This is a genomic window from Dactylosporangium salmoneum (assembly GCF_039532525.1).
GTDB lineage: Bacteria > Actinomycetota > Actinomycetes > Mycobacteriales > Micromonosporaceae > Dactylosporangium > Dactylosporangium salmoneum.
The window spans coordinates 75,812-88,066 of sequence record NZ_BAAARV010000086.1; the positions used below are offsets into that span (position 1 = coordinate 75,812).

Consider the following 12,255-nt stretch of genomic DNA (forward strand, 5'->3'; position numbering starts at 1 on the left):
AGGCCGCGACGGTGGATCACTGCACTCGCGCCCGATGTCCACGAACCTGCAGGGGCGGCCGCGGTACGGCATCACGCGCGCCCAGATCGCCGAGGCCCAGCGCCTGCGCCGGGAGGGCGACTGGCGCGGCGCCTGTGCCCTCCGCGCCGCCGCGGCCGCCTGACGCGGGCTACTGCTGGCGGACGTGACGGCCGCGGGAGGCCGAGGCGACGGCCGCGAGCAGGGTCATCAGCGTCGCCGCGCCGAAGACGACCACCAGGCCGTCGTGGAAGGGCTGGGCGATGAGGTTCGGGAAGAACTCGTGGCCGGTCAGCGTGGCCACGTTGCCGGGCGGCAGCGCCGCCAGCACGTCGTGGCCCAGCAGGTGCTCGACCGGGTTGCTGCCCAGGAAGGCCGCGAACAGCGTGCTCACCGGCGGTAGCGAGGCGACGCTGGCGGCGACGTCGTGCGGTACACCCTGTGCCGAGAGCCCCGACGTGAGCGTGCCGGGCAGGGCGCGGGCCAGGCCGGCCACCATGAGGGAGAAGAAGACGCCGATCGACAGGGAGGTGCCGGCGTTCTGGAAGGTGGCGCGCATGCCCGAGGCGACGCCGCGCTGGCCGGCCGGGACGCTGCTCATGATGGCCGACGTGTTCGGGGCGGAGAACATGCCCTGGCCCAGGCCCGAGACCACCAGCAGGGCGGCGAACACCGGGTACGGGAAGTCGATCGGGATCAGCAGCAGCCCGAGGAAGCCGGCCGCGACGAGCAGGAGCCCGAGCGTGGAGAAGAGCCGGGCGCCGAAGCGGTCCGAGAGGTACCCCGAGATCGGCCCGGCGACGAGGAAGCCGAACGTCAGCGGGAGCATGAAGATGCCGGCCCACAGCGGGGTGTCCTCGAACTTGTAGCCGTGCAGCGGCAGCCAGATGCCCTGCAGCCAGATGATGAGCATGAACTGCATGCCGCCGCGGGCGATGGCGACGAGCAGCGCGGCCAGGTTGCCGGCGGCGAAGGCGCGCACCTTGAACAGGGCCAGGCGGAACATCGGGTGGGCCACCCGCGACTCGATGACGACGAACGCGACCAGCAGGGCCACGCCCAGGCCGATGCCGCCCAGCACCTTGGGGCTGGTCCAGCCGGTGGGGTGGCCGCCGTACGGCTGGATCCCGTAGGTCATCGAGGCCAGGATGAGCGCGGTGCCGGCCGCGAAGGTGATGTTGCCGGCCCAGTCCACGGAGGTGCGGTGGCGCTCGCCGGTCTCGCGGAGGCTGCGGTACGACCAGATGGTGCCGACGATGCCGACGGGCACGCTGACCCAGAAGACCGCGCGCCAGTCCCACACCGCGAGCACCCCGCCGAGCAGCAGGCCGAGGAACTGCCCGGCGAGGGCGGTGATCTGGTTGATGCCCAGGGCCATGCCGCGCTGGCGGGCCGGGAACGCGTCGGTGAGGATGGCCGCGGAGTTGGCGGTGAGCATCGCGCCGCCGAAGGCCTGCACGATCCGCCAGCCGATCAGCCACAGCGCACCGGCGCCGGCCCGGAACGGGTCCACGGAGAGCGCCACCGAGGCGATGGCGAAGATCAGGAAGCCGGTGTTGTACATCCTGACGCGCCCGAACATGTCGCCCAGCCGCCCGAGGGCGACCACCAGCACCGCGGACACCAGGAGGTACCCCATGATCATCCACAGCAGGTAGCCGATGTTGCCGGGGGCGAGCGGGTCCAGGCCGATGCCGCGGAAGATGGCCGGCAGCGAGATGATGACGATCGAGCCGTCGATGGTGGCCATGAGCATGCCGAGCGTCGTGTTCGACAGCGCCACCCACTTGTAGCGGTCCGTCCCGGCCCGCTCGGCGGTGGCCGTCGCGGTCGTGCTCACAGCTCCTCCGCCAGCCGGTCGAGCAGGTGTGCGGCCTCGGCGATGTGGGCCCGCTCGTCCTCGGTGAGCCGGCCTATCGCCTCGGCGATCGCCTGGGTCTTCAGGGAGCGGCGGTCGGTCAGCAGCCGCCTGCCCTCGTCCGTGACGGCCATGAGGACCCGCCGGCCGTCGCCCGGGTCAGGCGCGCGCGAGACGAGGTCGCGCTGCTCCAGGGCCTGCAGGGTGGCGCCCATCGCCTGGGGCTTGACCCGGTCCAGGTTCGCCAGCTCCCCGGGGGTCGTGGCGCCCTCCCGGTCGAGGCGGGACAGCACCGACGCCTCGGCGAGGGTCAGCTCCCCGGGCACGTGCGTCTGCCGGAGTCGCCGGACGAGGCGGCCGACCGCGATCTGCAGCGCTGCGGCGGTGCTCTCGATCTCCATATAGTAAATGTAGACTGATAAACCTGGACTGAAGAAAGGGGGTGGCGCGTGATCCGCGCCACCCCCCGTAATCAGGGGAGAACGGCTAGAAGCCGACCGCCACCAGCAGGTACTGCGGGTTGCCGTGCGAGACGAACGAGGACTGCCCGGCGTAGTCGTCGTACGGGAAGCCGTACGCCAGCTTGTTGATGGCGTGGTCGTGCCAGAACTTGGCGTAGTAGTTCGCCGGCGCGGCCTGGTAGTACAGGCTCGGCGTCGACCAGTCCGACTGCGGCAGCTGGCGCACGTGCCGGTTGAGCGCGGCGCAGTTGCCCGGGTCGTTGGCGAGCACCCCGGCGCAGCCGAAGATGTCCGACGTCGGGGCGTTGATGCCGTACTGCTGCGCGTACGACGTGAAGTAGTTCTGGTTCACGCCGCCGCTGCGGAACGTCGGGTCGGAGCCCGGCGCGATGATCCGGTACGGGGCCTGGGACTGGGCCAGGACCTTGAACTCCTGCGGTACCTCCGCGATGAACTTGGCGAAGGTGGCGTCGCGCGACTCGGTGAAGGTCTGGTAGTCCTCGCCGACCTGCACGTCGTAGCCGTCCTTGGCGTGCAGTCGCATCGCGATCTTCAGGCCGAAGGCGTCGACCCGCGTGGTGTTGCCGTTGAACACGGCCGGGCCCACGGTGAACTCGATGAAGTCGTAGTACTGCCCGTTGGGCTGGCCGACGTAGAAGTACATCCGGCCCGCGGTGTTCGCCGGCATGTCGAAGTACGGCTGGTCGGCGATCGAGTGCACCTGGCCGTTGTAGCTCCAGTACACCTGGCTGTCCGGGTACTTGCCGTTGGTGCGGTTGAGCACCTTCACCATGACCACGTTCTGTGCGGCCGGGATGGAGGCGGTGTCGCCCCAGAACTGGTCCGGCGGCGGGGTGCTGGTGGGCGGGGTGCTACCCGGCGTGGTCGGGATCGTGCCGGTCACGTGGACCGCCATCTCCCACAGCGAGTAGCCGTAGGCGGTGGCCCGGGCGGTGCCGTTCATCCGCACGTAGCGGCCGCTGCCCGAGGCGGTGATCTGCTGCACGCCGCCGGTGCCGGTGGTCGTGCTGTAGATGTTCGTCCAGCTGGTGCCGTTGGCGGACACCTGGATCTGGAAGGCCGTCGCGTACGCGGCCTCCCAGTTGAGGTCGACGCCGCAGATGGTCGCGGTGCCGCCCAGGTCGACCTGGATCCACTGCGGGTCGCTGAACGCGCTCGACCAGCGGGTGCCGGTGTTGCCGTCGAAGGCGGCCGAGGCCTGCGTGGCGGCGTTCTCGGCCGACGACGCGGTGGCCGTCTTGCCCTGCGCCGCGTTGGCGGTGCTGCAGCCGGTGGTGCCGCCGAACGAGCCGAACACCTGGAACTCGAACAGCGAGTAGCCGTAGGCGGTGGCCCGGGCGGTGCCGTTCATCCGCACGTAGCGGCCCGAGCCGGAGACGGCCAGGGTCTGCACCCCGCCGGTGCCGGTGGTCGTGCTGTAGATGTTCGTCCAGGTCGTGCCGTTGGCCGAGGTCTGGATCTGGAACGACTTCGCGTAGGCGGCCTCCCAGTTGAGCACCACCTGGTCGATCGTGGCGGTCTGGCCCAGGTCGACCTGGATCCACTGCGGGTCGCTGAACGCGCTCGACCAGCGGGTCCCGGTGTTGCCGTCGGTCGCGTTGCCGGCCGCGAGCGTGGCGTTCTCGCTCGAGGAGGCGGTGGTGGGCTTGCCCTGTGACAGCAGCGAGCTGGCGGCGCTCGCGTTGCCGATCGTGAAGGCCGCGTAGCCGAGCAGGACGGCCACCACGGAGAGCGCGCTCACGATCAGACCGCGGCGCCGGCGGGACCGGCGAGGTGCACGTTCGTCGATGGTTGCGGGGGTGGGTGGTCTGGCGTTGTCGGGTATCAAGGCTGCTCCCTGACGTGGGTTGGGGCGTCGGCGATCGACGCCGCACCTCGGGGGCGCGCCGGTTCAGGCGGTGGACCGGCGCTGGCGGGCGTTGGTCGCTGGCGGGGATGAGAGAGCGCTCTCTCGCAGTGCCAGCCTCAACGATCCGGGCGGATCCGTCAAGTGGTGGGTTTTGATGTCTGACGCATCGGGCACGTGCCATCACAGATGGACACGCCGTCGTGTCCCAGCGCCTGGGAGGTGCCCGTGGCTGAAACGCAATCAGCAGCGGCCCCGGCCGGTGGGATCATCCGCAGCCTCATTCCGGCTCGGATCGACCGCCTGACCTGGGCCCCTTTCCACACCCGCATGGTCATCGCCCTCGGCACCGCGTGGGTGCTCGACGGGCTGGAGATCACCATCGCCAGCGCGGTCGGGGCCGTGCTGAACAAGCAGGAGACCCTCGGGCTTTCCAGCACGCAGGTCGGCGCGATCGCCACCGTCTACCTCATCGGTGAGGTCTTCGGCGCGCTGTTCTTCGGCCGGCTCTCCGACGCCCTCGGGCGCAAGAACCTCTTCATCGTCACCCTCGGCGTCTACCTCGCGGGCAACGCGCTCACCGCGCTCACGTGGGGCAACAGCGCGCTGGCGCTCGTGTTCCTGTACCTGACGAGGTTCATCGCCGGGGCCGGCATCGGCGGCGAGTACGCCGCGATCAACTCGGCCATCGACGAGATGATGCCGGCGAAGTACCGCGGCCGCGTCGGCATCGGCGTGAACGGCACCTACTGGGGCGGCGCCATCATCGGCACCCTCGGCACCTACGTGCTGCTCAACCACCTCTCGCTGAACATCGCCTGGCGGCTGGGCTTCCTCATCGGCCCGATCATCGGCCTGGCGATCTGGAACCTGCGCCGACACCTGCCGGAGAGCCCCCGCTGGCTCGTCATGCACGGCCGCGAGGGGGAGGCCGAGGAGGCCATCGCCCAGATCGAGCGCGACGTCGAGGCCTCCGGCCAGACGCTCGCCCCGGTCGACGAGTCCCGCGCCCTGCAGATCCGCCCGGCCGCGAGCCACGGCTACCTGGCGCTGCTCAAGGTGCTCTTCACCCGGATGCCGGCCCGCTCGACGCTCTCGGCCAGCCTGATGATCACGCAGTCGTTCCTGTACAACGCGATCTTCTTCACCTACACGCTGGTGCTGTCGAAGTTCTACCACGTCGACGCCGAGAAGACGCCGATCTACCTGATCGCGTTCGCGGTGGGCAACCTGGCCGGCCCGCTGCTGCTGGGCCACCTCTTCGACACCATCGGGCGGCGCAAGATGATCGCCGGGACGTACATCCTCTCCGGCGTCCTGCTGGCGCTCACCGCCTGGCTCTTCGACGCGGGCATGCTCAACGCGTTCACGCAGACAGTGGCCTGGTGCGTCATCTTCTTCTTCGCCTCGGCCGGCGCGAGCTCGGCGTACCTCACCGTCTCGGAGATCTTCCCGCTGGAGATCCGGGCGCAGGCGATCGCGGTGTTCTTCGCCATCGCGCAGTGCTTCGGCGCGATCGGCCCGATCTTCTACGGCTGGCTGATCGGCGAGGGCGAGGACCCGGGCAAGCTGTTCATCGGCTACCTCATCGGCGCCGCCGTGATGGTCATCGGCGGCCTGGTCGAAGTGGTGCTCGGCGTCAACGCCGAGGGCAGGTCCCTCGAGGACGTGGCGACGCCGCTGACCGCGGTGTCCGCCGAGCGCGAATAACGGCCGCATCGCACCCTTCTGCGGGGGCGCCGCCTTTGGCATCATGCTGGCCATGACCGCCACCGAGGCCGGCGCCCCCGCCGTTCCCGCCTCCACCCGCGCGGAGCGGGTCGCCTGGTACTCCTACGACTGGGCCATCTCCGCCTTCCGGGCCACGGTCATCACCGTCTTCCTGGGGCCGTACCTCACCACCATCGCCGAGAACGCGGCCGGACCCGACGGGCTCGTGCACCCGCTCGGCATCCCGGTGGCGACCGGCTCGCTGTTCACCTACACCGTCTCGGCCTCGGTGCTGCTGACCGTCCCCCTGCTGCCGCTCGTCGGGGCGCTCGCGGACCGCAGCTCGCACAAGAAGCGGCTGCTGGCCCTCTTCGCCTACATCGGCGCCGGCGCGGTCATCGCGATGGTGCTGCTGACCGGCACCCGCTGGCTGCTCGGCGCCGTGCTGCTGCTGGTCGCCAACATCGCCTACGGCGCGGCCAAGGTGGTCTTCAACTCCTACCTGCCGCAGCTGGCCGGCCCGGACGACCGGGACCGCATCTCCAGCTTCAGCTGGGCCATCGGCTACGTCGGCGGCGGCCTGCTGCTTGCCGCGAACCTCGCCGCACTCGTCGTGCTCGGCGACGACCACAAGGCGACCGTGGCCCGCTGGTCGATCGTCTCGGCCGGCGTGTGGTGGGCCGCGTTCACCACCGTGGCGATCGTGCGGCTGCCCGACCGGCCGGCCGTCGCCGGCGAGCACACCGGGGGCTCGGTCCTCACCGACGGCTTCCGGCAGCTGTGGCACACGCTCAAGAGCGCCCGCGCGTACCCGCTCACGCTGTTCTTCCTGGCCGCGTACCTGGTGTACAACGACGGCATCCAGACCGTCATCACGGTGGCCACGATCTACGCCGACCAGGAGCTGCACCTGTCCCAGTCGGTGCAGATCATCACCATCCTGCTGGTGCAGTTCGTCGCGTTCGGGGGCGCCTGGCTGCTGGGCCGCGTCGCGGTCCGGTTCGGCGCCTGGCGCACGATCGCGGCGAGCCTCGTCGTGTGGATCGTCGCGGTCGCCCTGGCCTACCCGCTGCCGGCCAACTCGCCGGTCGCCTTCATGCTGCTCGGGTGCCTCATCGGCATCGTGCTCGGCGGCAGCCAGGCGCTGAGCCGGTCGCTGTTCAGCCAGATGATCCCGCGGGGCATGGAGGCCGAGTACTACGGGCTGTACGAGATCTCCTCCGACGGCACCAGCTGGCTCGGCCCGCTGCTGTTCGGCCTGGCCTTCCAGCTCGCGCACAGCAACCGGATGGCCATCGCGTCGCTGGTCGTCTTCTTCGTGGCCGGCCTGGCGATGCTGCTGGCGGTGCCGGTGCGCCGGGCGATCGTGGCCGCCGGCAACACACCGCCGAGAGTCCTGTGAGCGCGCTCAGCAACGACAACCGACGGGTGGCACCATTGTCCCATGGCGACTACTGAGGCGGTACCGGCTCCGGCCGAGCGGCCGCGTTCCCTCCTGCGGCCCCTGGCCTTCACCGCGACCCTCGTCGTGGTCCTCGGCCTGCTGTTCGGGGTGCCGTGGTGGTCGCTGGTCATGGCCGGCAACGACTGGCCCGTCGCCGTCCAGGTCGCCGGCACGCTCGTCTTCGCCGCCGCGCTGGTGACCTTCCCGGTCACCATGTTCCTCGGCCACGCCCGCCGGGCCGACTGGGCCGCCCGCATCGGCGACACCCTGCTCGGCGCAGTGTGGATCCTCTTCGTCTGGGCCATCGCCGGCGACCTGCTGCGCCTGGCGCTGCTGGCCGGCGGGGTCGACGACCCGGTCCGCTCGCGGGTCGCGGCCGGCTTCACCGCCGTGGTCGCCCTCGGGCTGGGCCTGTGGGGCCACCGGGAGGCCATGCGGGTGCCGCGGGTGCGCCGGGTCGAGGTGCGCATCCCGCGGCTCGGGGCCGGCCTCGACGGGCTGCGCATCGTGCAGCTCACCGACACCCACTACGGGCCCATCGACCGGGTCGCCTGGTCCAAGGGCGTCACCGAGGTGGTCAACTCCCTCGACGCGGACATCGTCACGCACACCGGTGACATCGCCGACGGCACCGTGGGCCAGCGCCTCGAGCAGGCCGCCCCGCTCGGCGACATCCGGGCGAGGCTCGCACGGGTGTACGTCACCGGCAACCACGAGTACTTCGGCGAGGCCCAGGGCTGGCTCGACCACATGCAGGCGCTCGGCTGGGAGCCGCTGCACAACCGGCACATCGTCGTCGAGCGCGGCGGCGACCGGCTCGTGGTGGCCGGCGTCGACGACCGCACGGCCGGCGGCTCCGGGCTGGAGGGCCACCGGCCCGACCATGCGCTCGCGCTGGAGGGGGCCGATCCCGACCTGCCCGTGCTGCTGCTCGCCCACCAGCCGAAGCAGATCGACGCGGCGGTGCGCCACGGCATCGACCTGCAGCTGTCGGGCCACACCCACGGCGGGCAGATCTGGCCCTTCCACTACCTCGTCCGCGTGGACCAGCCCGTGGTCCAGGGCCTGACCCGGCACTCGGCGCGCACCCAGCTCTTCACCAGCCGGGGCACCGGCTTCTGGGGCCCGCCCTTCCGCGTCTTCGCCCCCAGCGAGATCACGGAGATCGTGCTGCGCTCCGGAGAGTGATCGCCATCACTTGACGGGCGGTCTAACGTCAGAACTGCGGGTCCTGGCGCCCTGACACCGGGACCAACGGGGATGGCACATGAGCGCCGTGACGCTCGCCTTTCTGGGCCTGGGTGGCCTGAGCCTGCTGTCGCTGTCGCTTTCCCTCCGGTTCCACCGGATCGGGCACTTCCGGTTCCCGCGTCGCAGGCTCCGGGCCCGGGGTTCGGCGTACTCGCTGCCCATTACCAGCGGGTTCATCGGCGGGTTCGGGTTCGGTGGCGCCGCTGCCGTCGAGCTCGCCCACCGCACCGGGCCGTCCGCCGTCCTCGTCGGCTGCCTCGCCGGGCTGGTGGCCGGGGTGCCGCTCGCCTGGGGCGCCGGCCGGCTGGTCGCCGCCGTCGCCGACATGCCCACCGACGCCACGCCCGAGAGTGCCGGCCTGATCGGCGCGATGGGCGTGGTGGTCAGCGAGATCCCGCCCGGCGGCGGCCTCGGCCAGGTCCGGCTGTCCTACGCGGGACAGCCGATGAAGTTCAACGCGCGCGCGGACGGCCCGCTCGCGCTCGGCGTCCGGGTGCTGGTCATCGGGGTGCCGACCCCGTCCAGCGTGCTCGTGACGCCGCTCCAGCCGCCCTTGCCGCCGCTCGGGCCGGCGGCCGTTCTCGACCATGAGGAAGGGTCATGACACCGCTCCTAGCCGCCGTCGGCGGCCTCGTCGTGCTGGTCGTGCTCATCGTCGCCTCCGTGCTGTCCCGGGTCCGGGTCGCCGGCCCCAACGAGGCGTTCATCGTCACCGGGCGCAAGGGCCGCGCGGTCAAGGCCGCCGACGGCAGCGTCACCACGGACCTGTCCGGGCAGAAGGTCGTGATGGGCGCGGCCGTGTTCGTGCTGCCGATCGTCCAGCGGCTGCACCGCCTCGACCTGTCCAGCCGCGAGATCCCGGTGCAGGTCACCGCCGCGGTCAGCAAGCAGGGCATCCGCTGCGACGCCGAGGCCGTCGCGATCGTCAAGGTCGGCGGGACCGCGGAGATGATCCGCCCGGCCGCGCAGCGCTTCCTGCACCAGCAGGACCGGATCGAGACGTTCACCGCGCAGGTGCTCTCGGGCGCGCTGCGCTCGGTCATCGGCCGGCTCACCATCGAGGAGATCATTCGCGACCGGGCCGGGTTCGCCGCCCACGTCGCCGAGGAGGCCGAGCTCACGCTGACCCACCAGGGCCTCGTCCTCGACGTGTTCCAGCTCGAGGACATCCGCACCGCCGGCACCTACCTGGAGGACCTCGGCCGCCCCGAGGCGGCGCGGGTCTACCGGGCCGCCGCCATCGCCGAGGCCCAGGCCCGCCAGGGCGCCGAGCAGGAGCGGATGCGCGCCGAGGAGGCCATCGCCGACTCGGAGCGCAACCTGGCCCTGAAGCGGGCCGGGGTCCAGGCCGAGATCGACGCCGCCGCGGCCCGCTCGGCCTCGGCCGGCCCGATCGCCCAGGCCGAGATGCAGCAGAACATCCTCGGCGAGCAGCAGAAGGTCGCCGAGCGCAACGCGGAGCTCAAGGAGCGCCAGCTCGACACCGAGGTGCGCAAGCCGGCCGACGCCGAGCGGTACCGCGTGGAGCAGGAGGCCGAGGCGGCCAAGAACGCGGCCATCGCCAAGGCCGAGGCGTCCCGCCTGGCCACCATCGCCGCCGCCCAGGCCCAGGCCGAGCAGGCCCGGCTCGTCGGCGAGGGCGAGCGGGTCCGCCGCGCGGCCGCCGCCAAGGCCCTCGCCCTGGAGGGCAAGGCGCAGGCCGACGCCCGCGCGGCGGCGGCCGAGGCGCTGCGGCTGGAGGGCGCCGCCGAGGCCGACGCGACGCTGGCCCGCGGCCAGGCCGAGGCCGCCGCCATGCGGGCCAAGGCCGAGGCGTTCGAGGAGTACGGCCAGGCCGCCATCCTCGACCTCATGGTCCGGGTCCTGCCGGACGTGGTGGGGGCGGCCAGCAAGCCGATCGGGGAGATCGACCAGATGACCGTCATCTCCACCGAGGGCGCCACGTCCCTGACCAAGGCCGTGGCCAGCAACGTCGCCCAGGGTCTGCAGCTGGGCACCGACCTGACCGGCATCGACCTGCGCAACCTCCTGGCGGGCCTGGCCGGCGCCACCCCGAACGGCAAGACCGGGGCCCTCGAGGCCAAGCAGTAGCGACGCCGCGCGGCGGGCTCAGGTGGCCGTGGCGGCGCGCAGGGCCGCGATCAGCTCGGGGCGGGCGCCCGAGCGCTCGGCGAGCATGAGCGGGGTGAGCCCGTCGCGGTCCAGGGCGTTCGGGTTGACGCCGGCGGCCAGCAGGCGGGGCAGCAGGCGCAGCGCCGCCCCGTCCGGGATCAGGCACGGCAGCAGGTGCAGGACGGTGCGGTCGTCGCCGTCGCGGCAGTTCGGGTCCAGGCCGGCGTCCAGCATCGCCTCCAGGGTGTCGGCCTCGCCCGCCGCCACCCGCAGCATCAGCTCGCCGCGCAGCTCGCGCAGGGCGCGGGGCAGGCGTATCCGGGCGCCCCGCCAGGCCAGCTGGGCGGCCGGGCAGCCGGCCGGGGGCGGGCCGCCGAACGCCAGCAGGGCGGCCTCCCGGGCGGCCGCCTCGGGCGGGTGCGGGGCGGTGAGGGTGCCGCCGCGGTGCGCCAGCTCGTGCCACACCCCCTCGCAGCGCACCCGGACCGTGGCGGGCGCGGGCATGTCCGGCGGGCCGGCGTCCGCGGCGCGCTCCATGGTCGGGAACAGCGCGGCGGCGACCATCGGGTGCAGGTCGCCCGGCTCGAGCCGGCCGGACAGCAGGTCGCGGAAGTCGGGGAGCCAGCTGACGTCGGAGTACGCCAGCTCCACCGCCGGCTCGTCCCGCAGGTAGGCGCCGGCGAGGACGCGGACGCGGGGCCGGTCGTGCGGGCCCAGGCGGTCCAGCCGCACGACACGGCCGTACGCGCGAATCCAGGCGGCCGGCACGCCCGCCCGGGCGGCGGCCCGCCGGGCGTTGGCGATCGCGACGGGGCCTGCCGGCGCGAGGGTCGGCAGGACCCGCAGGTACGACTCCGGGATGCCCTCGCCGAGCTCGACGTCGGCGCCCGCCGCCTCCCAGGCCCGCGCGTACTGCGCTTCGGCGAAGAGGCGCACGACGCGCTCGGTCAGGGACTCCGGGCCGGCGCCCTCCAGCTCGGCGGGGGCCAGGCGGCGGCCGTCGGCGGCGAAGAACGGCAGCCGGGTGTGGCCGCCGCACAGGGCCAGCAGGCCGGCCGCGTGCCGGGCGTCCCACGTCTCGCGCGCGATGGGCAGGCTCCGGTCCGGCAGGGGTCCGAAGCGCAGCGCGAACCGGGCGGTGCCGCCGAGCAGCGGGCCCTGCTCCGGCCACGCCGCCAGGTGTAAGGCGTTGTCGCCGTAGCCGGCCAGGGACAGGGCGGGCCACCGCAGGTAGGAGTCCGTGCGGGCCGGGTAGGGCCGCTGGCCCAGCGCGTGCCAGCGCAGCAGGTCGGGGACGAGGTGGGCCAGGTCGTCCTCGACCGCGGCGGCGACCTCCCGCCCGGCCCGCTCGCGCACGTCGCGCAGGTCGACGGCGGGCTCGATGCCGCAGGCCGCGCAGGCGCCGATGTGGTCGCCGCGCCGCCACTGCCGCTGGGCCGCCGCGATCTGGGCGCGGGTGATGCCGTACCGCGGCCGCTTCCCGTTCCTGGACATCGGCGTGAGTGTAGTGATCCGCCGCTCAGCCCGCGGCTGG

At 72.6% G+C, this 12,255-nt stretch carries 10 protein-coding genes; 6 read left to right on the forward strand and 4 right to left on the reverse strand.

What is annotated here, in order from left to right:
- Nucleotides 1-34: 34 nt before the first annotated feature.
- Nucleotides 35-163, forward strand: a complete 129-nt coding sequence (locus tag ABD352_RS43735; protein ID WP_344618504.1) for a hypothetical protein — start codon at nucleotides 35-37, stop codon at nucleotides 161-163.
- A 6-nt stretch (nucleotides 164-169) separates the two neighbouring features.
- On the opposite strand, the gene ABD352_RS43740 is transcribed toward ABD352_RS43735, so the two are convergent.
- The 3 genes from ABD352_RS43740 to ABD352_RS43750 all read right to left on the reverse strand — a co-directional run bounded on the left by ABD352_RS43740 (nucleotide 170) and on the right by ABD352_RS43750 (nucleotide 4,099).
- Nucleotides 170-1,858 carry an MFS transporter gene (locus ABD352_RS43740; RefSeq protein ID WP_344618505.1) on the reverse strand — a complete coding sequence of 563 codons (1,689 nt, stop codon included), beginning with the start codon at nucleotides 1,856-1,858 and terminating at the stop codon, nucleotides 170-172.
- The gene (locus ABD352_RS43745) at nucleotides 1,855-2,277 is read right to left on the reverse strand and encodes a MarR family winged helix-turn-helix transcriptional regulator (protein WP_344618506.1); all 423 of its coding nucleotides are present in this window, start codon (nucleotides 2,275-2,277) and stop codon (nucleotides 1,855-1,857) included. The genes ABD352_RS43740 and ABD352_RS43745 overlap by 4 nt, the downstream gene beginning before the upstream one ends.
- Nucleotides 2,278-2,362: 85 nt before the next feature.
- Complete coding sequence (locus ABD352_RS43750) at nucleotides 2,363-4,099, reverse strand: discoidin domain-containing protein (protein WP_344618507.1); 1,737 nt, start codon at nucleotides 4,097-4,099, stop codon at nucleotides 2,363-2,365.
- Nucleotides 4,100-4,432: 333 nt separating this feature from the next.
- On the opposite strand from ABD352_RS43750, the gene ABD352_RS43755 reads away from it, so the two are divergent.
- The 5 genes from ABD352_RS43755 to ABD352_RS43775 all read left to right on the forward strand — a co-directional run bounded on the left by ABD352_RS43755 (nucleotide 4,433) and on the right by ABD352_RS43775 (nucleotide 10,700).
- Nucleotides 4,433-5,914, forward strand: a complete 1,482-nt coding sequence (locus ABD352_RS43755) for an MFS transporter (protein ID WP_344618508.1) — start codon at nucleotides 4,433-4,435, stop codon at nucleotides 5,912-5,914.
- 52 nt (nucleotides 5,915-5,966) lie between these two features.
- A complete protein-coding gene (locus ABD352_RS43760; protein WP_344618509.1) occupies nucleotides 5,967-7,316 on the forward strand; it encodes an MFS transporter in 1,350 nt (449 codons plus the stop codon).
- Nucleotides 7,317-7,358: 42 nt separating this feature from the next.
- Nucleotides 7,359-8,546 (forward strand): metallophosphoesterase, encoded by a 1,188-nt coding sequence (locus ABD352_RS43765; RefSeq protein ID WP_344618510.1) that lies wholly within the window; start codon nucleotides 7,359-7,361, stop codon nucleotides 8,544-8,546.
- A gap of 79 nt (nucleotides 8,547-8,625) precedes the next feature.
- The gene (locus ABD352_RS43770; RefSeq protein WP_344618511.1) at nucleotides 8,626-9,213 is read left to right on the forward strand and encodes a hypothetical protein; all 588 of its coding nucleotides are present in this window, start codon (nucleotides 8,626-8,628) and stop codon (nucleotides 9,211-9,213) included.
- Nucleotides 9,210-10,700 carry a flotillin family protein gene (locus tag ABD352_RS43775; RefSeq protein WP_344618512.1) on the forward strand — a complete coding sequence of 497 codons (1,491 nt, stop codon included), beginning with the start codon at nucleotides 9,210-9,212 and terminating at the stop codon, nucleotides 10,698-10,700. The genes ABD352_RS43770 and ABD352_RS43775 overlap by 4 nt, the downstream gene beginning before the upstream one ends.
- Nucleotides 10,701-10,718: 18 nt before the next feature.
- On the opposite strand, the gene ABD352_RS43780 is transcribed toward ABD352_RS43775, so the two are convergent.
- Entirely contained in the window at nucleotides 10,719-12,215 is a 1,497-nt protein-coding gene (locus tag ABD352_RS43780) for a hypothetical protein (RefSeq protein WP_344618513.1), read from the reverse strand.
- Nucleotides 12,216-12,255 lie beyond the last annotated feature (40 nt).